The sequence below is a fragment of the Roseovarius aestuarii genome, assembly GCF_019966515.1.
Classification (GTDB): Bacteria; Pseudomonadota; Alphaproteobacteria; order Rhodobacterales; family Rhodobacteraceae; genus Roseovarius; species Roseovarius aestuarii.
Genome location: NZ_JAIMIB010000012.1, coordinates 90,578 through 115,079, shown reverse-complemented (window position 1 = coordinate 115,079; position 24,502 = coordinate 90,578). Strand labels below are relative to the sequence as shown.

Genomic DNA, 24,502 nt, shown 5'->3' with positions numbered 1-24,502 from the left:
CCCATCAACCTAGCTGCCGCTGCACCGTTTCGGTCAGTTCGGTCAGCGAGAACGGCTTTGGCAGGAAAACCGAGTTAGGTATTTTCGACTGGGTATCGCCGAAGGTTTCCTCGGCATAGCCCGACACGAACACCACGCTAACATCAGGGCGTTTCTGCAATGCCTCCTGAACCCAGCTGGGGCCATCCCTGCCGGGCATCACCACATCGGTGACGAATACATCAATATCCAGCCCCTCATCCTCCAGAAGCTCAAGCGCATCTTCGGCTGATTCCGCTTCGAGTACGGTGAAGCCGCGCAACTGCAGGGCACGGCTGGCAAACGCCCTGACAGGCGCCTCATCTTCAACCAGCAGTACGACGCCTTCCGCCGGGGAATCGCTGGCCGCGACTGCCTCGGTCTTCACCGGCCGCTCCTCTACCACGTCATGCGCCGGCAGAAGCAATTGGAAGTTTGTACCTTCGCCCGGCGTGCTGTCGGCAAAGATAAACCCGCCGGTTTGCTTGATGATGCCATAAGCCGTCGACAGGCCAAGCCCCGTGCCCTCGCCCGTGCGTTTGGTGGTAAAAAACGGCTCAAACACCTTTTGCAGCTTGTCCGCCGGTATGCCCATGCCCTGATCGACCACTTTTACCGAAACGTAGCGCCCCGGCGCCACGACCGCACGGTCGCGCCGCAAGGGCTCTTCCAGCACAAGATTTTCGGTCTCGATACGAATATCGCCGCCGTCCGGCATGGCATCGCGCGCATTTACGACAAGGTTCATCAACACCTGTTCCAATTGCCGCTTGTCCGCCCGGATGGCCCAGAGCATTGGATCGTGGCTGAGCGACAGCGTCACCTTTTCCCCGACCAGTCGATTGAGCAGATGGGTCAGATCGGACAGAGCGTCGCGCAGGTCCATGACCTCGGGGCGCAGGGTCTGTTTGCGCGAATAGGCCAGCAACTGGCCAACCAACGCGGCCGCCCGGTTGGCGTTCTGATTGATCTGCACCAGGTCACCGTAATCCGAATCCCCCTCGTCATGTCGCAGGAGCAACAGATCGCAATGACCCGAAATCGCCGTGAGCAAGTTGTTGAAATCATGCGCAACACCGCCTGCAAGCTGGCCAATCGCCTGCATTTTCTGGCTTTGCACAAACTGCGCCTCCAGCGATTTCAGTTCGGTCGCATCGTTCAGCACTGCGATCAAAACCGTTTCGCCCTCTTCTTTCGCGCGGTTGAGAGTCACCTGAACAAAGACTTCACGGTCCTCGCGTTTCACACGCAGAAACTCAGAATGTATCATGCCGCGACCCTCGGCGGCATCTTCAAGCCAGTCCGCGATCGAACGCCCCAGGCCCTCCATCAAATCGCCAAGAACCTTGTCGTCGCAGTTTTCGACGCCCAGCAACTCGCGCGCCAACCGGTTCGACAACTGAACCTCACCACCGCGTGTCAACTTCAACAGCGGTACCGGCATCTCATCAAAGAACGCCCATCCGTCCAGTGGACGCTCGGTATCAGTTACACTTGGCAGCAGGAATATCTCGCGCCGCCCGGCAGTACCCTCTAGCTCGACCATGAGGCAGGACATCTTCCCGGTCGATGTATTGATATCGTTGAGCTGTCCCGAGCGAACCGGCAGGTTGGGACAGACGCGTTCCATATTACGCGCGCGCTCCCCAACCAGTTCCCGTGCCGCGGTGTTCATGAACAAAATAGCGTCGTTGCGGCCAACCGTCAGCATCGGTAGCGGTACCGGATCACTGCCCGCCTGGGGGCGGTCGGCTGATTTTTCGATCCGCCACAAAAGCTTGTCATCGCCAACCCGATGGACGCCCAGCCTGAGGTGCCCCTGCCGTGTGACCAGGTCTTCCTGCGCCGATCCAGCCGATTCTGTGCGTGTTTCCATCCTGAACAGGATCGCGCCCGGACTGGCCAGCACGGATTGCAATGCACCGGTCAGTGTTGCGGCTTCATCTGCGCCATAGGCTTGCGCGGCCGCGGGATTATGGCAAATGATCCTGCCATCCCGCCCGGTCACAATCGTCGGCGCCGTGTCTTCCTCGATCAGCCGCAATAGCGCATTGGCCGTTCCGAGTGTTGTACCCGAGAGATTTGTCGCAAGCCAGCTCCAGACCACGACAAACCCCAATGTACCCGCGACGGCAGCCATGGTTGTGCGGTAGATGCCCGGCGGCAAAAACCAAGCCGCAGCCGCGAATAATAATGCAGCGACGAAAATAACAACGGCGCGAGACCGAAACTGAACTGCCGCGCGCCGGATAGGTCCTATCGAGGTTGTTGTGAAGGCCAAATGTTGTGTTCCGGTTGTAGCGTCAATATCATGTTAATGTCCGAAAAGGCTTAACTCAGACTTAACGGGAACCGGCAAAACACGTCAAGGTTGTATTCTACATGTTCACGCCATCTTTAGCTGCGCCAGAAAAAACCCATCGCCCGCCTCCGACACAGGCCAGCGCTTCTGGAACGTCACACGCCACATCGGGTTATGTGCCGTAAAGCCTTCAAGACGCTCTTCATTTTCCTGACGCAGAACAGAACATGTTGCATAGGCCAGGCAACCTCCGGGACGCACCAACGCGGAGGCGCGTTCCAGAATCTGATCCTGAACTGCTGTCAGTTTCTCAAGATCGGCCGATGTTAGCCGCCATTTGGCATCCGGATTACGGCGCCAAGTACCGCTGCCTGAACAGGGAACATCGCACAATACCAGATCAAAATCATGGTCGGGCAAATCGTCAGAGCCAACGATGGCAACATTGACACCCGCACGCCGCGCCCGCTCGGGCAGGTCCTTCAGGCGCTGCGGCAATGCGTCATGGGCATACCACTGCGCGTCAGCCCGAGCGGCAAGTGCCAGCACCTTCCCACCACCCCCCGCGCAATAATCCAAAACGCGCGCGTCTGGTGTGATTTCAAGCACCTCCATCGCTGCCTGGCTCGATCCGTCTTGCAATTCAACAAGGCCATCGAGATATGCTGCTGAAGACGCCACGCGCCGGGCATCGTCGGTGACGGTCAGGGCATGCATCGCGGTGGAGCTGGGAACAGCGGTGACACCATTTTCCGCCAACAGCTCTGCGGCCTGCGCGACCGACGCCTTTCGGGCATTCACCCGCAACATCACCGGCGCGCGTTGTTGCAGGAGGTGCGCCACCCGATTAGCTTCAGCTTCACCCCCCAATGCACTAATAAAATCAGGTATTATCCAATCTGGAAGATCCATCCGATCGCCCGCATCGCGCGGATCGAAACCCGCATCCTGTTCTGTTGCCGTCAGCGGCGATGGCGCATACCCGAGACCTGTGAACATCCCGGCAAGATCGACCTTCGCCGCCCCCAGGGCCCCGATCATTACGCCACGTCCGGTCGCAGCACCACCAAGACAGGCATAGGACCGCAGGCAGCGCAGAGCTTGAAATACATGATCACGCACCGCAGCGCGATCTTTGGATCCTGCAAATCTGGAGCGTCTTGCCCAACCCGTGATCGCTCGTTCAGCCGGGGTGCCGCCTTGGATATCATCAAGGATCTCAATCGCGGCCTGGACGCGCGCCCCGGGTGTCATCTCTATACCTTAACGATACGTCGTACGATGTTAATATTATTTGATTTATCCAACACGGTAGTTCGGGCTTTCACGGGTGATCTGAACATCATGCACATGGCTTTCACGCAGACCTGCGCCGGTGATCCTGACGAACTCACACTGCGTGCGCATCGCTTCGACCGTAGCACACCCGGTATAGCCCATGGCGGCCCGCAACCCGCCAACGAGTTGGTGAATGACACCACCCGCAGCGCCTTTATAGGGCACCTGCCCCTCGATGCCTTCCGGCACCAGTTTGTCGCTGGCCGCATCCTTCTGGAAGTAACGGTCGGCACTGCCCCGGGCCATCGCGCCCAAAGAGCCCATGCCGCGATAGGACTTGAAAGACCGGCCCTGATAAAGGATCACCTCGCCGGGAGACTCGTCGGTGCCCGCCAGCATCGAGCCGACCATTGCGCAGGACGCCCCCGCCGCGATCGCCTTGGCAAAATCGCCGGAAAACTTGATGCCGCCATCGGCGATCACCGGCACATCGCCAGCGCCGCTGGCACAATCGAGGATCGCGGTCAGCTGTGGCACACCCACACCCGCCACCATCCGCGTCGTGCAGATGCTGCCCGGCCCGATCCCAACCTTGACCGCATCGGCACCTGCACCGATCAGCGCTCGCGTCGCCTCGGCCGTGGCCACGTTACCGGCAACGATCTGAACCTCGTTTGATAATCTTTTGGCACGTTCAACCGCCAGCGCCACGCCTTCGGAATGGCCATGCGCCGTGTCGATCACGATCATATCGACCCCGGCATCCACCAGCGCCTCCGAGCGTTCGAACCCCGCATCACCGACAGTCGAGGCCGCTGCGACCCGCAGCCGCCCCAGCCCATCCTTGCAGGCCTGCGGGTTCAGTACCGCCTGTTCGCTGTCCTTCAGCGTCAGCAGGCCGGTCAGCTTGCCCTTGCCATCGGTCACCAGCAGCTTCTCGATCCGGCGCGCCTTCATCAGGCTTTTCGCCTCATCCAGATCAGCCGGTTCCTGCAACATCGCCAGATTGTCGCTGGTCATCATCACGCGCACCGGCGTGGCATCATCCTCGGCAAAGCGCATGTCGCGATTGGTCACGATGCCCACGACCCGGCCGTCACCGTCAACCACCGGAAAGCCACTGACGCGGTAGCGTGCCTGCAATTCCTTGGCATCGGCCAGCGTCTGATCGGCTGTCAGGGTGATAGGATTGTAGACGATGCCCGACTCGAACCGTTTGACCAACCGCACCTGCCGTGCCTGTTCCTCGACATCCAGATTTCGGTGCACGACACCCATGCCGCCCGCCTGCGCCATGCAGATCGCCATCTGCGACTCGGTGACCGTATCCATGGCCGAACTCAGAAGCGGAATATTGAGATCAATCAGGCGCGTGGCCCGTGTCCGTGTATCTGCCGTGTTTGGCAGCACACTGGATGCAGCAGGTACCAGCAAAACATCATCGAAGGTCAGTGCCTCACGAATCTCCATCACGTTTCTCCATGAACAGATCGTTTGACGCCTCCCTATTACATGGCCCGCCGGGAATGGAAAGAGCCCGCGTGACACCCGCACCGAAATGCCCGGATACCTGCCTGAAAACGCAAGCAGAACCCCGACCCGGCCACCCGCGGACAAAACATGACGCTGAGATGATATTTTGTGCCGGTTGCGGCCTTTCTTGCGTTGCCCCGCGAACTATGCTTTGCGCGTGGATGAAACACCCGCTGAAAGGCACCTGTCGATGAGCACTGATCCCCTTGTCGTTTTCACCCCCTCGGGCAAACGCGGTCACTTCCCCAAAGGCACGCCGGTTCTGACCGCCGCGCGCCAACTTGGGGTCGATCTGGATTCGGTTTGTGGCGGGCGGGGCATCTGCTCGAAATGTCAGATCACGCCCAGCTACGGCGAATTCTCGAAACACGGGGTGACCGTTGCCAATGATGCCCTGTCGGAATGGAATTCAGTCGAACAACGTTATGACGACAAGCGCGGGTTGAAAAAGGGCCGCCGTCTGGGCTGTCAGGCGCAGGTCATGGGTGATGTGGTGATCGACGTGCCGGCCGAAAGCCAGGTCCACAAACAGGTGGTGCGCAAACGCGCCGAGGCGCGCGATATTGTCATGAACCCCTCGACACGGCTTTACTATGTCGAGGTGGAAGAGCCTGACATGCACGAGCCGTCCGGCGATCTGGAACGTCTGGTCCGTGCGCTGAAAGAGCAGTGGCAGTTGGAAGGCGTGCGTGCCGATCTGCATATCCTGCACATGATGCAGCCAGCCCTGCGCAAGGGCGATTGGAAAGTCACCGTGGCGATCCATCATGGCGATGACACCCACGCCCCCAAGATCATGCATATCTGGCCGGGCTATTACGAGGGCACGATTTATGGCCTCGCGGTCGATCTCGGCTCCACCACCATTGCCGCGCATCTCTGCGATCTGGCCAGTGGCGAGGTCGTAGCCTCGTCGGGCATCATGAACCCGCAGATCCGCTTCGGTGAAGACCTGATGAGCCGGGTCAGCTATTCGATGATGAACAAGGACGGTGCAACCGAGATGACCCGTGCCGTGCGCGACGGCATGAACGCGCTTTTTGTCCAGATCGCCGCCGAGGCCGAGATCGACCGGACGCTGATCGTCGATGCGGTCTTCGTCTGCAACCCGGTGATGCATCACCTTTTTCTGGGCGTCGATCCGTTCGAACTGGGACAGGCACCCTTTGCGCTGGCTACCTCCTCGTCACTGCAACTGCGCGCGGTCGAGCTGGATCTGGAAATCCACCCCGGCGCCCGGATCTACATCCTGCCCTGCATCGCCGGTCATGTCGGTGCGGACGCTGCCGCCGTGGCGCTGTCCGAGGCCCCGGACAAATCCGAGGATCTGGTGCTGGTTGTCGATGTGGGCACCAATGCCGAGATCCTGCTTGGGAACAAGGACAAGGTGCTGGCCTGCTCTTCGCCCACTGGTCCTGCCTTCGAGGGCGCGCAGATCAGTTCCGGCCAGCGCGCTGCTCCCGGCGCCATCGAGCGGGTTGAAATCAACCCCGAAACCAAAGTCGCTCGGTTCAAGGTCATCGGCTGCGACCTTTGGTCTGATGACGAAGAGTTCGAGGCCCAGACCGGCGCTACCGGCATCACCGGCATTTGCGGCTCGGGCATTATCGAGATGGTGGCCGAGATGCGTATCCACGGCATCCTTGACGGCCCCGGCCTGATCGGCTCCCCGGAACAGACCGGCACGGATCGTTGTTTCCGCGATGGCCGCACCTATTCCTACATGGTCTGGGATGGCAGCGCCGATGGCGGGCCGGTGATCACGGTGACCAATCGCGACATCCGCGAGATCCAGATGGCCAAGGCGGCGCTCTATTCAGGTGCGCGGTTGCTGATGGACAAGTTTGGCGTGGATAAAGTGGACCGCATCGTGCTGGCCGGGGCGTTTGGTGCTCATATCAGCCCGAAACACGCGATGGTGCTGGGCATGATCCCAGACGCTCCGCTGGAAAAAGTCACCAGCGCCGGGAACGCGGCAGGCACCGGCGCACGAATTGCTCTGCTCAATACCGAAGCGCGCACCGAGATCGAACAGACCGTGCATAACATCCATAAGATCGAGACCGCCATTGAACCGCGCTTTCAGGAGCATTTCGTCAACGCCTCGAATATTCCAAACGCGGTCGAGCCGTTTCCCATCCTTGGGACCGTAGTCACTCTGCCGGACGTGAATTTCAACACCGGAGGGCGCGATGGTGGTGGCGAGGGAGAGGGCGGCGGTCGCAGGCGCAGGCGGCGCGGTTAAGAACGGCTTGCACTCCAAGCCTGGATCAACGCTCCTTTTAAAAGATACCACACAGCGCCCGTCCGCCCGCTCAGGGTGATCCCAGAATAGTGATCAGATCGTCCTGAGGTTGCTGACGCGCCTCCATATCAAGACCGCTTTGAATGTGATCCAGGTGCGCTACCAGCAGCTGCTCGGCCCGTTCCGGATTCTGCGACTGGATGGCCTCCAGGATATTGCTGTGTTCGTCGTCAGGGCAGCTGGCATTTTCTGATGATCCGAAAAGCCCAACAATCAACGACGTACGTGTGACCAGCTCGCGCATCATGCGAGAGATGAACTTGTTCCCGGTCGCCTGGGCGAGCTTGGTGTGATATTCGCCGGACAGACGAATGATCTCGGTACGTTCGCTCTTTTCGCGCGCGGCATCTTCCAGCGCAATGTGATCGGTAAGAATACTCAGATCAATATCGCCTGAGCTTTGAGCCAACTGTCGAACCAGCGGCGGTTCGATCAGCATGCGTGCCGCGAAAACGTCATTCGCTTCGGACTTGTCAGGACAGGCGACATAGGCCCCGCGATTCGACTGCAATTCGATGATTCCCTGGCTTGAAAGCAGCAACAGCGCCCGCCGGACACGCATTCGACCGACGCCGAATATCTCGCACAGGCGGGCTTCGCTCAGCTTCGTATTAGGCGCCAGGCGCTGCTCCATGACGGCCTTGTAGATGCGCTCGACGATGAAATTTTCATCGGGTTCCGGTTGAGTATCCGTTTCATCTTGGCTGTTTAGCCGAGGATTGAGGGGCGCCATGTGGATTCCGAGAGTTGTTGATTTCGCGGCCTGTGCCATCTGACATTGCCTAAACTCCTGTCAATGTAAAACCAAGCATCAGAGTTTGTCGACTAAATATGTTGACAAAGATTGTTAACAATCGTGAAATTGATCTGCGGCATGAATGGAATTCCCATCTAACTGCCGGCCAAGAATGGCGCTCAAGGCGTCGAAATTGATTTCAACGGGAGTTAAGAATGCAACGTAGAACACTTATGAAAGCAGCCCTGACCGCTGCGGCCCTAACGGCCTTCCAAGGCAGCGCAGCCTTTGCTGAAAACCCGGTTCTGAAAGTCGGCTTTGTTGGTGTGACCAGCGGCCCGGCGGCGGCCTGGGGCATTTCCAACCAACGCTCGATGGAGGCCCGCGCAGCGTGGATCAACGAAACCGGCGGCTACACGATCGGCGATACCACCTATGATATCGAGATTGTTTCCTTCGACGATCAAAAGGACCCCAAGCGTGCGATTGCGGGCATGGAAAAGATGGCCCAGGAAGGCATTCACTATGTCGTCGGACCGAATGTCGATGATGGCGCGGCGGCGGTCCGTCCGGTCGCCGAATCCAATGGCATCATGTATTTCCCCTACGCCTTTCCCAAATCGCTTTATCAGGCGCCAGCGTCCAACGCCGTACTCGGCATGGTTGCCAACTATCAGTCCGGCCCCGCGATCTACAAATATCTGATGAAGGAAAAAGGTGTCAAAACCGTCGCCTTCATCGCCGCCAACGAATCCGACCCTCTAAGCCAACGTGACGGTGGGGTGGCAGCCGCTGAAGCTTTAGGCTTAGAAGTCGTGTCTTCAAACGTAACCTACCAGGTTGATACCACGGACTTCACCCCGGTGCTGACACCGATCATGCGTACGCAGCCCGACTTGCTTGTTCTGTCCGGTGTCTCGCCCGCGAACGCACCGCAGTTGATCCGGTCCGCACGCGAATTGGGATTCGAAGGTGTGATTTCGACAGAGACAGCACAGGATGCCGGTGTTCTGGCTGAAGGTGCCGGAGATCTGGCAAACGGTTTCATCTCAGTCGGTGGCGCGTCCACGCCCGAACTGGCCTCGCCGATGATGAACGAATTCGTTGACCGCTATACCAAGATGTTCGGCGAGTATAACGACGAGTCGAATACCAAAGTCTACGCTCTGGAATATATCCTGGAAACGCTCAAGGCTGATCCTTCGGCTATCGATAACGTAGATGCGTTCAAGGCAAAGATGGACACGTTTGAAGCGCCAAACCCCTATATGAACGGTGATGCAAAACTGCGTTATGTGGGCATGTCATCCTTCGGCCAGCGGCGTCAGGTCGCGGTTCCTCTGGTGGTGAATGTCTATCAGGACGGCGCCTTCGAGACGCTGTTCGTCGCTGAGGTCGACTAAAGCCAACCACCGGTTTTCAGGCGTTGCCTGAACATCAGCAGCCCGAGCCTCGTGGCTCGGGTTCCCCCTCCCCGAAAGGCGGCATAGATGGAACAGATATTGGCCAATGGCGTCTATCTTGGGTCTCAATACGCAATGATTGCGCTTGGCCTGACCCTGATCTTCGCATTGATGAACGTTCTTAACTTTGCCCACGGGCAGATGTATGTGATCGGCGGTTTCGTCACCTACACTTTCTATGGCCAATGGGGCGTGCCGTTTGTCCTGGCGCTTTTCATGTCATGTGTCACCCTGGCAATCCTTGGCGCATTGATCGAGAAGTTCCTCTTCGCGCCGGTGATCAAGGGATCGGCCCGCGAAGAAAGCACCATGCTTCTGGCGGCAGGTATTGCGTTCCTGCTGGATGCTCTGATCCTGATCATATTCGGCGAAAAACAACGCGGTGTTCCAAAGATCGTGGACGGTGTCTTCAACTATGATTTCAGGTTGATCATGCCCTATGACCGCATACTCATCTGCGGGCTGGCGATCCTGTCTATCGTCGCGTTCATCGGCCTGATGCAATACACCAAAACAGGCCGTGCCCTGCGGGCGCTGGCACAGGACCGAACTGCTGCCCAGTTGATGGGTGTGAATGTTGATCGCTACTCCATGATAGGTTTTGCGCTAGGTGCGATGCTTGCGGGTCTCGTTGGCGGTTTGCTGGTCACGATTACCGGGGTGAACCTCGGGATGGGCGGGCCAACATCGATCAAGGCGTTTATGATGGTCATGATTGGTGGCGCCGGGGTGATCTCGGGTGCGATCTGGGGCGGAATAATCCTAGGCTTCATGGAGGCCATCGGCCTTGCGGTGCTTTCCCAATACGGTGACATCACTTATCTGCTGATCTTTATCTCGCTGATGATCTTCCTCGCCATCCGGCCGCAGGGCCTGATGGGCAAGCCGTGGGGTTGACCCTGTGATGAACATTTCCGCTAAACAAACACTTGGCGTCGGCATCTTCCTCTTTGCCATATTCATCGGCGTGCCGCTCATCATCGGGGCGACAGGACGCTGGGATTTCTACTTTACGCTGACATCAGTGGCGCTTTTGGCCATCGCAAGCGCGGGCGTCTGGCTGACCTTTTACATCGGCAGGATCAATATCGGCCAAGGGGCATTTGCGCTCATCGGAGCGTATGTTTCAGCCATTCTGGTAGTCAAAGCAGGCTGGTCCTTCTGGATATCGCTGCCCGCTGCGGGGCTCTTTGCAGCGCTGGTCGCGGTGCTGATCGGCCTGCCAATCCTGCGGTTGCGCGGCGTGTATTTCGCAATGATCACACTGGTGTTGACCCAGGTCGTGACATTGACGGCGCTTGCCCTTCCCATCACCAACGGCGCAAAAGGTATTTCAAACATCCCCTTGCCATCGGGCGCGTCTGTGTTCGGCATTCCGCTGCTCCCTGATTTCGCGGCGATGGCGAATACCAAGTTGGCCTTTTACTACACGGCCTGCATCCTGATGGTCGTGACCTATGCCGCGCTTTACCGGCTGGTTAATTCCCGTCTTGGGCATCTTTGTCGTTCGATGCAACAGAACGAAGAGCTTGCCAGTTCCATCGGCGTGAATATCGCTTACATCCGCATCGTCATATTCTCGATTTCCAGCTTTTTCGGCGGTATCGGGGGCGCCATGTTCGGATCCATCGCGCAATCGGTCTACCCCTCCAGCTTTCAGGTCGCGGATTCGGTGAACTTCATGCTGAACTGCTTTCTTGGCGGGTTGGGTTACGTCTTCGGGCCGATGCTTGGTACGCTCGTGCTCTACTTCGGGTGGGACCTTCTGTTCGAACTCGGCAAATACCAGATGCTGGTTTATGCGATCATCCTCATCGGTGTGATCCGCTTCCTTCCCAACGGACTACTCAGCGTTCGTCTTGGTAAAGGGGGCAGGAAATGAGCGCGCTTCTTCAGGTCAAGAATGTCACCAAAAAATATGGCGGCCTTATCGCGAATAATGATGTCAGCTTTGACGTGGCCGAAAATGAAATCCTGTCCGTAATTGGTCCCAACGGGGCGGGGAAATCGACGCTGTTCAAGATGATCTCCTCTTTCACGCCGACCACTTCGGGTGAAGTGCTTTATCGCGGCGAACGTATTTCCAATCTGAAGCCACATATCGTGGCGCGCAAAGGCATCGTCCGCACGTTTCAGGAGACCACGATCTTCAAAAGCATGACCGTGCGTGAAAGCGTTGTCGTGGCCCAACACCTGCGGGCGAAGGCCTCTCTTGCCGGATATTTCTGGGGGTCAAAAACCGCAATAAAAGACGTTGCAGCCTTTGGTCGATATGCTGATGAGTTGCTGGAATTTCTGGGCATGTCCGAGATTGCCGATGAATTGGCCAGCAATCTGCCGCAGGGCAATCTGCGCGCGCTTGGCATCGCGATCGGGTTGGCGACCGGCCCAAAGGTGCTGCTGCTGGACGAACCCTTCGCCGGCATGAACCACGATGAGACCATGAATATGGTCGATCTGGTGCGATCAGTGCGCGACGAACGCGGCGTGACCGTCATGCTGGTCGAACACGATATGCCCGCGGTCATGAACATTTCCGACAGGATTGTCGTGCTGAACTTTGGGGAAAAAATCGCCGAAGGCACGCCGTCTGAAATCCAGAACAACGAAAAAGTCATCGAGGCCTATCTGGGCAGCGCCGACGACGAGATCGGGATGTAGACCATGACAGCCATGTTGGATTTCAAAGACGTCGAACTTTACTACGACCATGTCTACGCACTGAAAGGTGTTTCGCTGTGCGTCAACCAAGGGGAAACCGTCGCCCTGATCGGCGCAAATGGTGCGGGAAAATCGTCCATCCTGCGCGCCATTACCGGTCTGGCAAGACCGGTCAAGGGATCGGTGACATTCGAAGGGGAACGGGTCGATGGCACCGACCCGTCAAGCATTGTCAAACGCGGGATCGCGATGGTACCCGAGGGCCGCCGCGTCTTTCCGTTCATGTCCGTTAAAGACAACCTGATGATGGGAGCCTTCACCCGCACCCACAAGGCGGCCATTCAGACGACCCTCGACAGCATACTGTCCCGTTTCCCGCGTCTTAAAGAACGGTACGGTCAGGCGGCTGGAACACTGTCAGGCGGGGAGCAGCAAATGATGGTGATCGGCCGCGCCCTGATGGCCAAGCCCAAGCTGTTGCTGCTGGATGAACCCAGCCTGGGGATCGCGCCAAAACTGGTGCAAGACATTGCCCGTTCGATCGTCGCCATTAATCGCGACGAAGGCGTGTCGGTATTGCTGGTCGAACAGAACTCGCGGATGGCGCTGAGTATTTCTCACCGCGCCTATGCCATGGCGACCGGGAATGTGGTGATCGAGGGCAACTCCAAAGAGCTGCTGAACGATGATCGGATCAAGGCAGCGTATCTTGGTGGCGAGGTCTGATCAGACATGAAAATCCTTGTCATAAACCCCAATACGACCGCCTCGATGACCCGGAAAATCGGTGCAGCCGCCCGTTCAGTGGCACGCCCGGACACCCAGATCGTTGCAACCAATTCGCAGGATGGCCCGGCCAGCATTCAGGGGTTTCTGGACGTCGCCACATGTGTGCCGGGCTTACTGGAAGAAGTGGCGCACCACCCGGATGTCGATGCGATTGTCATCGCCTGTTTTGACGATACCGGGCTGGATGCGGTGCGCAGTTTGGTTTCGGTGCCCGTTCTGGGTATCGGCGAAGCGGCCTATCACGCGGCCAGCATGATTGCGAATAAGTTCGGCGTCATAACAACCTTGTCCCGCTCGGTTCCGGGGCTCGAACATAACCTGCTGCGCTATGGGTTGGCGCAAAAATGCAGTGGTGTCCGGGCGACAGAAATTCCTGTCCTCAAGCTCGAAGAGGGTGATCCGGCCACCTTGGACAAAATTCGCACCGAGATCCGGGCAGCGATAGATCAGGACAAGGCAGAAGCAATCGTTCTCGGATGCGCCGGAATGGCGGATCTCATGGCGCAACTAAGCGCAGAGTTTGGCCTGCCGGTTATCGACGGCGTGGCCGCCGGTGTCACTTTTGCCGAAGCGCTGGTGAGCATCAAGCTGGGCACGTCGAAAATAGGGGCTTATTCGACGCAATAGATCACCAAACCTTCAGGTTAAAGCTTGCCGGCGAACGCTATTTCGCCTGCGCAGATATATTCCGGCCAGAGCGTTGGCGCGCGACAAAGATTGCCCCCTGAATGTCCACGACTCCGGACGGGTCTTGAACATCAGTGAACGTTGGGGGGCTAGCCCCGATTCTCGGCCTGAACCGTCAGAAAGACAAATTCAGCCGTCAAAACCTTGACAAAGCCATGGCGAAGCTCTGCATCAATGCTGATGCTGTCCCCGGCTTCCATTTCAAACTCCTGATTGCCATAACTATATAGTGCTGTGCCACTGACCGCGTAGATAAACACGACACCATGACCACAATAGATCGGCGGTTGGGCATCCTGCTTTTTGAGGGTCACCCGACGCGCCCCGAAACACAGATCGCGGCGTGGATGCAGGGCAAGATTGACAAAATCATGTCGGTGGTCATTCACCAGACGCGTGGATTTCAATCCCTCGCCGGCCTTCACAAACGTATAGTCCGAATGATCGCTGGTTGTTTCACGAAACAGGCTGACCAGCGGGACTTTCAACGCATCCGCAAGCGCACTTAATGTGGAAATAGAAGGCGAAACCTGCCCGTTTTCGATCCGGCTGACCATTGCGGCCGATACCCCGGAAGCCTCGGCCAGTTGCCGCGCCGAAAGTTCTGACTTGCTGCGCAGATCGCGCAGCGCAAGACCGATCGCCTTGTCGGTGCTGGCATTCTTCACCTGTATCTCACCGCTACCCATGCCCTCTCCTATTTCCGGTATGAGAACGCTTTTGCGAACCGCCACTCCAGGTATTCCCCGCAAGTAATCGGCTCGTTTCTTACAACATGACCGTCCCCAAACACCTCTCGGGCATCAATAGCCGTTTCCGGGTTGGGATCATAAGCAACCACCAGAGAAAGACGCTCTTTCCCGGAACTGTTGACGACACGGTGAGGGGTAGATTTGTACTCGCCATCCGTCCATCGCGCCAGCAAATCGCCGACGTTCACGACCAACGTGCCCTCGATCGGTGGCGCATGAACCCATTCTCCATTGGCATCTTCCACCTGCAATCCGCCCACCGCGTCCTGGCACAAGACTGTCAGCACGCCGAAGTCCGTATGGGGACCGACGCCGAATTGTTCCTCCCCAAGTGAAGCTGGCTGCGCCGGGTAATAAACGAAGGAGGCCCGACTGATCGGTCTGTCAGATGTGCGCAAAAAGAAGTTTTCAGGCAAATTGAGCCCGATTGCAAAACCCCACATCAGGTGATGCGCGACCTGATGCGCAAGCTGGAAATACTCCTGCGCCACCTCGCGCAGATCCGGTATCGCCGCAGGCCACAGGTTTTGCCCGCGCAGGGGATGGTCATCAGCAGCCCCGTCCGCGCCATTCTCATACCCCCAGATAAAGCTCTCTTTCAGGTCCGCCTTGACGTCGTCCCGCATCTTGGCGCCGCCCCGCGCAAGCCAGCCACGATGTTGTCCTGTGATCCGGACGGTCGCCTTCAACTCCTCGGGTGCGCGAAAGAATTCAAACGCCACCTCGCGTGCGCGTTCAATCACCTCTTCCGGTATGCCGTGCCCTTTAACGTAGATAAACCCAAGGCCCTTGCTTGCAGAATGAAGCTTGCGGGCGACCGAAACCGGATCGGAACCATCTATCAGCGGCGAGATATCAATAACCGGAATCACATCCGCGTCGATTGTCTTTGCCGTGGCATAGCCCATAGCGGCCCCCATCATGATAGATCAATTGCATTATATGCATTTAATTTACTTCAGGGCAAAATTATTTTGCATAGTATCCTACAATATCCCCGTCGGTGGTCACGCCCAGGCCGTTCAGATGACGATTTACATAGTTGAAATACCCTATGATCTGATTGGCCTCCAATATCTGACCATCATCGTATCCTGAATCTTTCAGTCGCTGCACATCCTGCTGCTGCATCTGACCGGGCCGGAGGGTCAGCTTTTCGGTGTAGCGCATCAATTCCAATTCGCCGCCGCCAAAAACCCGCTCTGGCCGGTGCTCTCTGAGGGCCTGCTCAATTTCATCCGCGCGCAGTTCGTCGCCAATCAGGTACCATGCATTCGCCCAATGATTGGCAAAGGAGTATTCGCAGTCATTCAGCGTGGAGACGTAAGAGCTGATCGTCTCCTGCAGCCACATCGGCAGTGTATTCGCTTCATCATGCAATGCCGCACGATAGAGGATCACGTGACCTTTCATCGTGTTGGGGCGCAGGGAGTGCACACGCATGACATTATCGACCGTCCCGTGGGGCGTACGAGCAAGTTTCAGCACATCCAGCAATTCCTCACCGGCTTCCTCATCGCTGAGCATTTTTATCCAGGCTGACATAGTACTCCTCCTTCGTTTACCGTTCATCCGCTGCATTCGTCGTTACACCCAACACGCGCCGCGGATGCGATCAGGATCATAACCAGATATTCAGGCACCATACTGGAGCAGATCTCCAACAACCGTTTATTGCAGCTGGCTTGGCGCCCATGCGTACGTTGCCCCTGAGCTCGAAAGCAAGACGCCGCATGGCAGAAATTTAGAAATCAGTAATTTCCTGCAACGTATTTCGCGATGGCGCCGCCGCGCGAATTGACGTCCAGCTTCTGGTAGATCGCCTTGAGATAATACTTGACCGTATTCTCGCTCAGCCCCAGCCGGGCGGAGATCTGAAAATTTGTCAGGTCGTTGACCAGCAGGCTGAGGATTTCATGCTCGCGCCGGGTCAGAGTATCGGTATTCTCGTTGGTCAGGCGTTTCAGTATCTCGGTCGGCACGATCGAATGACCATCCACCAGCTTGCCCAGGATCTTCGGCAGGCTGACCAGGATCTGGCTCATCATGCAGACCGAATTCGCCCCGGATTTGATCGCCGTGCGGATAAAGGCGAACTCGGTGTCCTCGGCCACCACGACCACCATCGCGCGGGAAAAATCCTTTTGCAGCATGGCCAGCGCCTGCGTCAGGTCACAATCCGTCAGGCGCACGCCCAGGATCACGATCGCCTTGCCGTCCACCGCTGTCAGCGCTTTTCTCAGGCTCGCCTGATCGGTCGCAAAGCTGCCCAGCTTCACTTCGGGGATGCCCGACACAAGCGATCCGATGCCCTGACAGACAATAACCTGTCGGTCGGCAACAATCACTTCCGGTTCTGATCCAATCCGATCCTGCATGTCTACGTTACATCACCTTGCGGGTTAAGCTGACAACCAATTTGCGACAAATACACGGCTGAAACCGATGAAATCAAAGGAAAAATAGGTATGCATCGGCATGCCGTCTCTGACCGTCCCCCGGCCGGGTAGTCAATCCTACCCGTTCGTTGGCAGCAACGCACCGAGGATCACCACCCCCATCTGACCGGGCGTATAAAATCGGCTCAACCTGCCGATACTGGGCAAAAATCAGGAGTCCCTCATGTACGGCAATAATCACCTTTTCATCCCCGGCCCCACCAATGTACCCGAGCCTGTGCGTCAGGCAATGAACATTCCGATGGAGGACATGCGCGCCCCCGATTTCGGCGCTTTCACCAAGCCGCTGCTAGCCGATCTGAAAAAGGTGTACCGGACCGAAACCGGCACAGTTTTCCTCTATCCCTCTTCGGGCACCGGCATGTGGGAAACCGCCATCACCAACACGCTGAACGTCGGTGATCGCGTGCTGATGTCGCGTTTCGGCCAGTTCTCGCTTCTCTGGGTCGACATGGCGACACGTCTGGGCCTCGATGTGGACCTGTGCGAGGTTGAATGGGGCAAGGGCGTTCCGGTCGAAGAATATGCCGAAAAACTGGCCGCCGACAAAGAACACCAGATCAAGGCGGTCTTCGCCACCCAGAACGAAACTGCGACGGGCGTGAAATCCGATATCGCCGCCGTACGCAAAGCGCTTGACGATGCGAACCACCCCGCCCTGCTTTTCGTCGATGGTGTCAGCTCGATTGGCTCGGTCGAGTTTGAGATGGACAAATGGGGCGTCGATTGTGCCGTCTCCGGCTCGCAGAAAGGCTTTATGCTGCCCGCCGGTCTGGGCATCCTGGGCGTCAGCGAAAAGGCATTGGCGATGCGTGAAAACGCCAAGATGCCGCGCTGCTATTTTGACCTGCAGGACATGCTGAACCTCAACGGCGACGGTTATTTCCCCTACACCCCCGCCACCCAGCTTTTCCGAGGCCTGCGCGTCTCGGTTGATATGCTGCTGGAGGCAGGTATGGAGAATGTCTGGGCGCGTCAAAGCTGGCTCGCCGCCGGTGTGCATAAGGCCGTCGCGGCCTGGGACGGCTGCGAATTGGTTGCACGCGGCCCGGAATGGGCGTCCGATACGGTTTCGGCCATCTATGCGCCAGAGGGCGTCGATGCGCGTGACGTGATTTCGGGTGCCTATAACAAGTACCAGACCTCGCTCGGCACCGGCCTCAACAAACTGATGGGCAAAGCCTTCCGCATCGGGCATCTTGGCTCTTTGAACCCGGTGATGCTGTGTGGTGCGATCTCGGCCGCTGAAATGGCCCTGCGCGATGCTGGTGCGAAAATCGAGCCCGGCTCGGGCGTTGCTGCCGCGCAGGAACATTACCGCGAACATGCCGGTTAAGGAGGCCTCCATGAGCACACCAAAAATCCTCATCACCCGCCGCTGGCCCCAGGAAACCCTGGACCGCGTGGCCAAGGTTGGCGATGTCACCTTCCGCGATCCCGACACCACGATGAGCCATGACGAGTTCATGGCCGCCGCGCGCGAGTATGACGTGATCATGCCCACGGTGTCCGACAAGATCCCGGCGGAATTTTACCCTGCCGCGAAAGGCAAGGTGAAGATCCTGGCCAGCTACGGCGTCGGTTACAACCATATCGACGTCGACGCCGCCCGCGCCAATGACATCGCGGTGACCAACACGCCCGACGTGCTGACCGATTGCACCGCCGATCTGGCAATGGGGCTGCTTTTGGCCGCCGCGCGCCGCATTGGCGAAGGCGAGCGTGAGACCCGCGCCGGCAAGTGGGAGGGCTGGCGACCAACCCATATGATCGGCAAGAAGGTCTCGGGCGCGACGCTGGGCATCATCGGTTTTGGCCGCATCGGCCAGGCGATGGCAAAACGCGCGCATTTCGGCTTTGGCATGAAGATCGTGTTTCAGGATGCGTGGCAGGTGCCGGATGATATCAAGGCGGCGGCGGGCAACGCCACGCAACTGAGCAGCATCAACGAGGTCGCGGCGCATTCCGATTTCCTGTCGCTACACTGTCCCGGCGGTGCCGACACGTTCAAGCTGATCAATGCCGAGGTCTTCGGTGCGATGAAAAAAGGCTGCATTCTGGTCAACTCGGCCCGTGGCGACGTGGTTGACGAAGATGCGCTTTTTGATGCGCTCGACAGCGGCAAGCTGACCGCCGCAGGGCTTGATGTATTTATGGGTGAACCGGCGCTTGATCCGCGTTTTCTGAATTACGAAAACCTCGTTCTCGCGCCGCATCTGGGCAGCGCCACCGATGGCACCCGCGACGCCATGGGCCACCGCGCCATCGACAATCTGGAAGCGTTCCTTGCAGGCGAAAAGCCCCGTGATCTGGTGAGCTGACACAGGGCTTGCCAATAGTTTACCTCCGAAACTCAGGCCGTGATCCCCGATCGCGGCCTTTTTCTGCGTGCCTGACTGCCTTGCACTCATGGGCATATAATGCGCTAATCATTGGGTGTTCAGGAGGTTGGCTATGCGCATCACTGGAAAACTCGCCCTTTGTTTCACGTTGGCATTTGCAGGCTCCACCGTAGCACAGGATCCCGCGCCCGAAATCGGCTATGGCTGGGAAGACAAGCACTCGGTCATCGCCGAAAGTTTCATGGTCTCCGCCGCCAATCCAATCGCAGCGCAGGCTGGCTATGACATTCTGGCCGATGGGGGCACCGCCGTTGATGCCATGATCGCCGTGCAGGCCATGCTGGGCCTGGTCGAGCCGCAATCGTCGGGCCTCGGCGGCGGGGCTTTCCTGCTGTACTGGGATGCGTCGTCAAAAACGCTTTCCACTTTCGACGCCCGAGAAACCGCCCCGGCCAGGGCCACGCCCGAACGCTTTATGTTGCCAGATGGCAGCAAGATGCCCTTTGCCGCCGCCATTTCCGGCGGCCAGTCCGTGGGCGTACCCGGGGTGCCGAAACTGTTGGAAATCACCCACGCGCTTTACGGTGGCAAAGAATGGCCATCGTTGTTTCAACCCACCATAGACAAGGCGGAAAACGGATTTATCGTCTCTCCCCGCATGGCAAATTCGATCCTGAGCACGATGGATTGGGGCGCCCCACTGCATGTGTTTCCCAAGACTAAGGAATATTTCTACGATGAAGATAGCAACCCGATAAAAGCCGGAACGCTTCTGAAAAACCCCGTCTACGCGGAAACGCTACGTCTGATGGCCCGTGAAGGCGTGAAACCTTTCTACGAAGGTGAGATTGCCCGCGATATCGTGGCGGCCGTCGATGCCACGTCGAAGGTCGAAAACAACATTACCCTGCAGGACATGGCGAATTATCGCGTCAAGCTGCGCCCGGCGATATGTATCGATTATCGCGGGTATGATGTCTGTGGCATGGGTCCGCCGACCTCTGGCGGGCTGACCGTTGGCCAAATTCTGGGTATCCTCGGCAATTACGACTTGAAATCAATGGGCTGGAATGCGGAATTTATGCATCTTTATGCAGAGGCGGCCAAGCTCGCCTATGCAGATCGCGCGCTCTACATGGCCGATTCCGATTTTATCGATGTGCCTACCAAAGGATTGTTGGATCAGGGGTATTTGGCGGATCGTGCCAGGCTGATCGACCAGACCACCGCAAGCGACATCCGCAGCGCAGGTCAGCCGCCTGAGGATCACACGCAACTGCTGGCGCCGTCGCAAAACCCCGACCGTCCCGGCACCAGTCATATCGTAATCCGCGACAGCTATGGCAACGCGCTGTCGATGACCACGACGATTGAAACCGCCTTTGGTAGCCGTGTGTTTGTGCGGGGCTTTCTGCTGAACAACGAACTGACCGATTTCGACCGCGCGCCGATGGACGGCGACCGTTTGGTCGCTAACCGGGTCGAGGGGGGCAAGCGCCCGCGCAGTTCGATGTCTCCAACCATCGTGATGAAGGGCGAAGCGCCCTATCTTCTCATCGGCTCGCCGGGCGGCAGCCGGATCATCAACTACGTGGCCAAGACCATCATCGCCATCCTCGACTGGGAGATGGACCCGCAGGACGCCATCGAGACCGGCCATTTCCTGCACCGCAATGGCGACACGCTCGATCTGGAGGAAAACACCTCGGCTGCCAGCCATGCGGACGCCCTGAGCGCCAAGGGGCATGAGGTCAACATTCGCGACCTCAACAGCGGGTTACATGCGATTCTCATCCGCGACGGCACGCTCATCGGCGCCGCTGACCCGCGCCGCGAAGGTGTGGCCCTGGGACGATAAGACCGCCTCTGGCACGCATAAGTTTCCTATCGTAAACACCTGTTATCCTTCGGAGACTTTAGCGCACACCACAGTGCCCCACTGCATTCAGAAACCGCCAACCGGGTAGTCACCCCCTACCCGTTCGGTCCGCCGCCCCAACCCCAAGCATGTATTGTTACCCGGGGGAAAGTGTCTGCGATCGGGGTTCCACGCGACACTTATCCCAAACCAGTGCGCGCAATTCCGCGTGGCCGGGTCGCAATAAGGAATTACTGAATGAGCTACACGCTGCACCCTCTGAAAAAGCAACGTCTGCAACGGTCGGAACTGGCTGTACCGGGATCGAACCCGACAATGATCGACAAGGCCGCCGACTCGGATGTCGACTACATCTTTCTTGACCTCGAAGATGCCGTCGCCCCGCCGGAAAAAGTGCAGGCGCGCGCAAACATCATTCAGGCGCTGAACGATATCGACTGGAAGGCCAAGGGCAAAACCATGTCGATCCGGATCAATGGTCTGGACACCCACTATATGTATCGTGATGTGGTCGAGATCGTGGAACAGGCCGGTCAGCATCTCGATACGATCCTGGTCCCGAAAGTGGGCGTGCCCGGTGACCTCTACACAGTCGAAACCATGGTCAGTCAGATCGAAGAAGCCATGGGTTTTACCCACCAGATCGGCATGGAAGCGCTGATCGAAACCGCCCTTGGCATGGCCAATGTCGAAGCCATTGCCGCCGCACCCGGCCGTCTGGAAGCGATGCATTTCGGCGTTGCCGACTATGCCGCGTCGAACCGCGCGCGTACTGTTGTGATCGGCGGTCTGAACCCCGATTACCCCGGTGATCAGTGGCACTTTGCGCTCAGCCGCATGACCGTTGCCTGCCGCGCCTACGGGCTGCGGGCCATCGACGGCCCGTTTGGTGATTTCAGCGATCCCGACAGCTTCATCCTTGCCGCCAAACGTGGCGCTGCACTTGGGATCGAAGGCAAATGGGCGATCCACCCCAGCCAGATCGAACTCGCCAACCAGGTCTTCTCGCCGCCCGAGGCCGAGGTGACCCGCGCCCGCCGGATCATCGAGGAACTGCGCAAGGCTGAAGCCGCAGGTAAAGGCGCTGCCTCGCTCGACGGTAAGATGATCGATGCCGCCAGCGAGCGGATGGCCAACAATGTTCTCACCGTCGCCGACGCAATCGCGGCCAAAGGATAAGGAGCCGGAAGATGGATATCCATGAATATCAGGCCAAGGAACTTCTCAAGAAGTTTGGCGTGAACGTACCACGGGGCGGCATTGCCTATAGCCCCGAACAGGCGGTCTACCGCGCACAGGAACTGTCGGGCGACAAGTGTGTCGTCAAGGCGCAAATTCACTCCGGTGCGCGCGGCAAGGCGGGCGGTGTCCGGGTCTGTTCGTCCGATGATGAGATTGCGGACGCGGCTGGCTGGATGCTGGGCCGTAAACTGGTTACGCATCAGACTGGCCCGCAGGGCAAGCTGGTCAACCGGCTTTACGTCGAAGAGGCCACCGATATCGCACAAGAGCTTTATCTGGGCTTCGTGATGGACCGCACCGAAGAGCGTGTGGTGGTTGTGGCATCGGCCCAGGGCGGCATGGAGATCGAAGATATCTCGGCCAATGAACCCGATTCTATCATCCGCTCGGTGGTTGACCCGGCGGTCGGTATGCAGGCGTTTCAGGCCCGCGAGATCGCCTTCTCGCTCGGGCTTGACGCTGCGCTCATTCCGCAGGCGGTCAAGGCGATCACCGGCTGCTACCGCGCCATGGACGAACTTGACGCCACCATGGTCGAGGTCAACCCGATGGTCGTCACCGGCAGCGGCGAGATCGTGGCGCTCGACGCCAAACTCAGCTTTGATGAAAACGCGCTGTTCCGTCGCCCCGAAATTTCCGAGCTGCGCGACAAGAGCCAGGAAGACCCGCGCGAGACCTATGCCAATGATCGCGGCCTCAACTATATCGGGCTTGAGGGCAAGATCGGCTGCATCGTCAACGGTGCGGGCCTTGCGATGGCGACACTCGACATGATCAAGATGGCCGGGGGCGAGCCTGCGAACTTCCTTGATGTGGGCGGCGGCGCCAGCCCCGAGCGCGTGCTGATGTCCTTCAAGGCGGTTCTGAACGACCCCAATGTCGAGGCGATCCTGGTGAATATCTTCGCCGGTATCAACCGCTGCGACTGGATCGCCGAGGGCGTCGTGCGCGCCGTCGAAGAACTCAATCTGAAAATGCCGTTGGTGGTGCGCTTGTCGGGCACCAATGTCGAAGAGGGTCAGAAAATCCTCAACGAAAGCGGGCTCAATATCACCACCGCGGCGACTCTGGCCGAGGCCGCCGAAAAGGTGGTGGCCCAGTGGAAAACAGCCGAAGCCAAAGAAATGGAGATTGCGTGATGTCTATCCTGATCGACAAAGACACCAAAGTGCTGGTGATGGGCATCACCGGCCGTATCGGAAGCTTCCATGCCCAGGACATGATCAACCACGGCACCAATGTCGTGGGCGGCGTAACCCCCGGCAAGGGCGGCACCGTCCATCATGGGCTGCCGGTCTTCAACACCGTCAAAGGTGCTGTGGCCGAGACCGGCGCGACGTTGGCAATCTGCTTCGTGCCGCCACCCTTCGCGGCGGATGCGATTATGGAAGCGGCGGATGCAGGCATCAAGACCTGTGTCTGCATCGCCGACGGCATCCCCGCGCAGGACATGATCCGCGTCAAACGCTACATGCGCCGCTACAAATCTGAAAAGCGCATGCGTCTGATCGGCCCCAACTGTGCCGGCATCATTACTCCGGGTCAGGCTTTCGCCGGCCTGATGCCGCCGCATATCTACCAGCCCGGGCGCATCGGCATCATCGGCCGCTCGGGTACTCTGGGATACGAGGCCGCCAGCCAGATGAAGGACAAGGGCATCGGCGTGTCCTCCTCGATCGGCATCGGCGGCGATCCGATCAACGGATCGTCGTTCCGCGATATTCTGGAGCTGTTCGAGAATGACCCGGATACCGATGCCGTGGTGCTGGTCGGTGAAATCGGCGGCCCACAAGAGGCCGAAGCCGCCGAATATATCCGCGATCACATGAAAAAACCGGTCGCTGCCTATATCGCGGGCCTCTCAGCGCCCAAGGGCCGCCGCATGGGCCATGCCGGCGCCATCGTCTCGGCCTTCGGCGAATCCGCCCAGGAAAAGGTAGAGATCCTGAAAGAGGCAGGCGTTACCATCGTCCCGACCCCGTCGTCCTTTGGCGAGGTCGTGGAAAAGATGATCGCCTGACCTGCCCCCGACGCGGCCCTGTCCCTCCCCGGGGCC

At 58.4% G+C, this 24,502-nt stretch carries 21 protein-coding genes; 13 read left to right on the top strand and 8 right to left on the bottom strand.

Annotated features, from left to right (window positions below; genetic code table 11):
- Positions 1–4: 4 nt before the first annotated feature.
- From LC334_RS14885 to guaB, 3 genes are all read right to left on the bottom strand, one after another.
- Positions 5–2,299 carry a hybrid sensor histidine kinase/response regulator gene (locus tag LC334_RS14885; RefSeq protein ID WP_442475978.1) on the bottom strand — a complete coding sequence of 765 codons (2,295 nt, stop codon included), beginning with the start codon at positions 2,297–2,299 and terminating at the stop codon, positions 5–7.
- 105 nt (positions 2,300–2,404) lie between these two features.
- Positions 2,405–3,574, bottom strand: coding sequence for an RsmB/NOP family class I SAM-dependent RNA methyltransferase (locus tag LC334_RS14880; RefSeq protein ID WP_085799585.1), 1,170 nt, complete (start codon positions 3,572–3,574; stop codon positions 2,405–2,407).
- 45 nt (positions 3,575–3,619) lie between these two features.
- A complete protein-coding gene (gene guaB, locus LC334_RS14875; protein ID WP_085799586.1) occupies positions 3,620–5,068 on the bottom strand; it encodes an IMP dehydrogenase in 1,449 nt (482 codons plus the stop codon).
- 253 nt (positions 5,069–5,321) lie between these two features.
- On the opposite strand from guaB, the gene LC334_RS14870 reads away from it, so the two are divergent.
- Positions 5,322–7,376, top strand: a complete 2,055-nt coding sequence (locus LC334_RS14870) for an ASKHA domain-containing protein (RefSeq protein ID WP_085799587.1) — start codon at positions 5,322–5,324, stop codon at positions 7,374–7,376.
- Between the two features lie 70 nt (positions 7,377–7,446).
- On the opposite strand, the gene LC334_RS14865 is transcribed toward LC334_RS14870, so the two are convergent.
- Positions 7,447–8,169, bottom strand: a complete 723-nt coding sequence (locus LC334_RS14865) for a GntR family transcriptional regulator (protein ID WP_085799792.1) — start codon at positions 8,167–8,169, stop codon at positions 7,447–7,449.
- 218 nt (positions 8,170–8,387) lie between these two features.
- Between LC334_RS14865 and LC334_RS14860 the strand changes: the two genes are divergently transcribed.
- The 6 genes from LC334_RS14860 to LC334_RS14835 all read left to right on the top strand — a co-directional run bounded on the left by LC334_RS14860 (position 8,388) and on the right by LC334_RS14835 (position 13,712).
- Positions 8,388–9,575: an ABC transporter substrate-binding protein gene (locus tag LC334_RS14860; RefSeq protein ID WP_085799588.1), complete on the top strand. Its 1,188-nt coding sequence runs from the start codon at positions 8,388–8,390 to the stop codon at positions 9,573–9,575.
- 87 nt (positions 9,576–9,662) lie between these two features.
- Positions 9,663–10,532 (top strand): branched-chain amino acid ABC transporter permease, encoded by an 870-nt coding sequence (locus LC334_RS14855; protein ID WP_085799589.1) that lies wholly within the window; start codon positions 9,663–9,665, stop codon positions 10,530–10,532.
- A 7-nt stretch (positions 10,533–10,539) separates the two neighbouring features.
- Entirely contained in the window at positions 10,540–11,517 is a 978-nt protein-coding gene (locus LC334_RS14850) for a branched-chain amino acid ABC transporter permease (protein WP_085799590.1), read from the top strand.
- Complete coding sequence (locus LC334_RS14845) at positions 11,514–12,296, top strand: ABC transporter ATP-binding protein (RefSeq protein ID WP_085799591.1); 783 nt, start codon at positions 11,514–11,516, stop codon at positions 12,294–12,296. The genes LC334_RS14850 and LC334_RS14845 overlap by 4 nt, the downstream gene beginning before the upstream one ends.
- A gap of 3 nt (positions 12,297–12,299) precedes the next feature.
- Entirely contained in the window at positions 12,300–13,022 is a 723-nt protein-coding gene (locus LC334_RS14840) for an ABC transporter ATP-binding protein (protein ID WP_085799592.1), read from the top strand.
- A 6-nt stretch (positions 13,023–13,028) separates the two neighbouring features.
- The gene (locus LC334_RS14835) at positions 13,029–13,712 is read left to right on the top strand and encodes an aspartate/glutamate racemase family protein (protein ID WP_085799593.1); all 684 of its coding nucleotides are present in this window, start codon (positions 13,029–13,031) and stop codon (positions 13,710–13,712) included.
- Between the two features lie 149 nt (positions 13,713–13,861).
- On the opposite strand, the gene LC334_RS14830 is transcribed toward LC334_RS14835, so the two are convergent.
- The 4 genes from LC334_RS14830 to LC334_RS14815 form a co-directional block, all read right to left on the bottom strand.
- Positions 13,862–14,461 carry a helix-turn-helix domain-containing protein gene (locus LC334_RS14830; protein WP_085799594.1) on the bottom strand — a complete coding sequence of 200 codons (600 nt, stop codon included), beginning with the start codon at positions 14,459–14,461 and terminating at the stop codon, positions 13,862–13,864.
- A gap of 8 nt (positions 14,462–14,469) precedes the next feature.
- Positions 14,470–15,447 carry an isopenicillin N synthase family dioxygenase gene (locus LC334_RS14825; protein ID WP_085799595.1) on the bottom strand — a complete coding sequence of 326 codons (978 nt, stop codon included), beginning with the start codon at positions 15,445–15,447 and terminating at the stop codon, positions 14,470–14,472.
- A gap of 46 nt (positions 15,448–15,493) precedes the next feature.
- Positions 15,494–16,069 carry a carboxymuconolactone decarboxylase family protein gene (locus LC334_RS14820; RefSeq protein ID WP_085799596.1) on the bottom strand — a complete coding sequence of 192 codons (576 nt, stop codon included), beginning with the start codon at positions 16,067–16,069 and terminating at the stop codon, positions 15,494–15,496.
- Positions 16,070–16,275: 206 nt separating this feature from the next.
- Positions 16,276–16,902, bottom strand: a complete 627-nt coding sequence (locus LC334_RS14815; protein WP_085799597.1) for a response regulator transcription factor — start codon at positions 16,900–16,902, stop codon at positions 16,276–16,278.
- 244 nt (positions 16,903–17,146) lie between these two features.
- Here LC334_RS14815 and LC334_RS14810 point away from each other — a divergent pair, with 244 nt between their 5' ends.
- The 6 genes from LC334_RS14810 (at position 17,147) to sucD (ending at position 24,466) form a co-directional block, all read left to right on the top strand.
- On the top strand, positions 17,147–18,319 hold the full coding sequence (locus tag LC334_RS14810) for an aminotransferase class V-fold PLP-dependent enzyme (RefSeq protein ID WP_085799598.1): 1,173 nt from the start codon (positions 17,147–17,149) through the stop codon (positions 18,317–18,319).
- A 10-nt stretch (positions 18,320–18,329) separates the two neighbouring features.
- Positions 18,330–19,304 carry a 2-hydroxyacid dehydrogenase gene (locus LC334_RS14805; RefSeq protein WP_085799793.1) on the top strand — a complete coding sequence of 325 codons (975 nt, stop codon included), beginning with the start codon at positions 18,330–18,332 and terminating at the stop codon, positions 19,302–19,304.
- A 133-nt stretch (positions 19,305–19,437) separates the two neighbouring features.
- On the top strand, positions 19,438–21,183 hold the full coding sequence (gene ggt, locus LC334_RS14800; RefSeq protein WP_085799599.1) for a gamma-glutamyltransferase: 1,746 nt from the start codon (positions 19,438–19,440) through the stop codon (positions 21,181–21,183).
- Positions 21,184–21,441: 258 nt separating this feature from the next.
- On the top strand, positions 21,442–22,383 hold the full coding sequence (locus LC334_RS14795) for an HpcH/HpaI aldolase/citrate lyase family protein (RefSeq protein WP_085799600.1): 942 nt from the start codon (positions 21,442–21,444) through the stop codon (positions 22,381–22,383).
- Positions 22,384–22,394: 11 nt separating this feature from the next.
- Positions 22,395–23,585, top strand: a complete 1,191-nt coding sequence (locus LC334_RS14790; RefSeq protein WP_085799601.1) for a malate--CoA ligase subunit beta — start codon at positions 22,395–22,397, stop codon at positions 23,583–23,585.
- The gene (sucD, locus tag LC334_RS14785; RefSeq protein WP_139836331.1) at positions 23,585–24,466 is read left to right on the top strand and encodes a succinate--CoA ligase subunit alpha; all 882 of its coding nucleotides are present in this window, start codon (positions 23,585–23,587) and stop codon (positions 24,464–24,466) included. Before LC334_RS14790 ends, sucD begins: the two co-directional genes overlap by 1 nt.
- Positions 24,467–24,502: the final 36 nt, after the last annotated feature.

Bases quoted from the DNA above. Each gene is read 5' to 3' on its own strand.
- LC334_RS14880 (WP_085799585.1), bottom strand. From the start codon at position 3,574: ATGACACCCGGGGCGCGCGTCCAGGCCGCGATTGAGATCCTTGATGAT.
- guaB (WP_085799586.1), bottom strand. From the start codon at position 5,068: ATGGAGATTCGTGAGGCACTGACCTTCGATGATGTTTTGCTGGTACCT.
- LC334_RS14870 (WP_085799587.1), top strand. From the start codon at position 5,322: ATGAGCACTGATCCCCTTGTCGTTTTCACCCCCTCGGGCAAACGCGGT.
- LC334_RS14865 (WP_085799792.1), bottom strand. From the start codon at position 8,169: ATGGCGCCCCTCAATCCTCGGCTAAACAGCCAAGATGAAACGGATACT.
- LC334_RS14860 (WP_085799588.1), top strand. From the start codon at position 8,388: ATGCAACGTAGAACACTTATGAAAGCAGCCCTGACCGCTGCGGCCCTA.
- LC334_RS14855 (WP_085799589.1), top strand. From the start codon at position 9,663: ATGGAACAGATATTGGCCAATGGCGTCTATCTTGGGTCTCAATACGCA.
- LC334_RS14850 (WP_085799590.1), top strand. From the start codon at position 10,540: ATGAACATTTCCGCTAAACAAACACTTGGCGTCGGCATCTTCCTCTTT.
- LC334_RS14845 (WP_085799591.1), top strand. From the start codon at position 11,514: ATGAGCGCGCTTCTTCAGGTCAAGAATGTCACCAAAAAATATGGCGGC.
- LC334_RS14840 (WP_085799592.1), top strand. From the start codon at position 12,300: ATGACAGCCATGTTGGATTTCAAAGACGTCGAACTTTACTACGACCAT.
- LC334_RS14835 (WP_085799593.1), top strand. From the start codon at position 13,029: ATGAAAATCCTTGTCATAAACCCCAATACGACCGCCTCGATGACCCGG.
- LC334_RS14830 (WP_085799594.1), bottom strand. From the start codon at position 14,461: ATGGGTAGCGGTGAGATACAGGTGAAGAATGCCAGCACCGACAAGGCG.
- LC334_RS14825 (WP_085799595.1), bottom strand. From the start codon at position 15,447: ATGATGGGGGCCGCTATGGGCTATGCCACGGCAAAGACAATCGACGCG.
- LC334_RS14820 (WP_085799596.1), bottom strand. From the start codon at position 16,069: ATGTCAGCCTGGATAAAAATGCTCAGCGATGAGGAAGCCGGTGAGGAA.
- LC334_RS14815 (WP_085799597.1), bottom strand. From the start codon at position 16,902: ATGCAGGATCGGATTGGATCAGAACCGGAAGTGATTGTTGCCGACCGA.
- LC334_RS14810 (WP_085799598.1), top strand. From the start codon at position 17,147: ATGTACGGCAATAATCACCTTTTCATCCCCGGCCCCACCAATGTACCC.
- LC334_RS14805 (WP_085799793.1), top strand. From the start codon at position 18,330: ATGAGCACACCAAAAATCCTCATCACCCGCCGCTGGCCCCAGGAAACC.
- ggt (WP_085799599.1), top strand. From the start codon at position 19,438: ATGCGCATCACTGGAAAACTCGCCCTTTGTTTCACGTTGGCATTTGCA.
- LC334_RS14795 (WP_085799600.1), top strand. From the start codon at position 21,442: ATGAGCTACACGCTGCACCCTCTGAAAAAGCAACGTCTGCAACGGTCG.
- LC334_RS14790 (WP_085799601.1), top strand. From the start codon at position 22,395: ATGGATATCCATGAATATCAGGCCAAGGAACTTCTCAAGAAGTTTGGC.
- sucD (WP_139836331.1), top strand. From the start codon at position 23,585: ATGTCTATCCTGATCGACAAAGACACCAAAGTGCTGGTGATGGGCATC.